The following is a 266-nucleotide window of genomic DNA, read 5'->3' as shown; positions in this document are numbered from 1 at the left end:
CCCGGCCCTGCGCCACCCGCTGATCGGCGCGAACATGGTCGCGAGCCTCGGCCATGTCGCCCCAGACCGACTCGTCCTCGGCCTCGGTTCCGGCTTCCCGATGCCCGAGACGGAGCAGGAGTTCGCCTCCGTCGGCGCCTCCTTCGCCGGGCGGGCCGGCCGGCTCGACGAGATCACCGCCCTGTGGCGCACGGCGTGGTCGGCGGGCGAGCCCGGCCGGCCCACCGCCTTCCAGGGAAAGCACTGGCAGGCGGACGGGCTGGACC

The 266-nt window shown here is 75.6% G+C and carries 1 protein-coding gene; it reads left to right on the top strand.

Going from position 1 to position 266, the window contains the following annotated elements; genetic code table 11:
- Window positions 1-266: LLM class flavin-dependent oxidoreductase (locus IH13_RS0131080; protein WP_031089542.1), on the top strand; the 266-nt coding region annotated here is incomplete at both ends.

It is taken from the genome of Streptomyces sp. NRRL WC-3549 (assembly GCF_000721935.1).
GTDB lineage: Bacteria > Actinomycetota > Actinomycetes > Streptomycetales > Streptomycetaceae > Streptomyces.
Note: the sequence above shows the minus strand (reverse complement) of the source record. Positions and strands in the feature narration are given on the sequence as shown.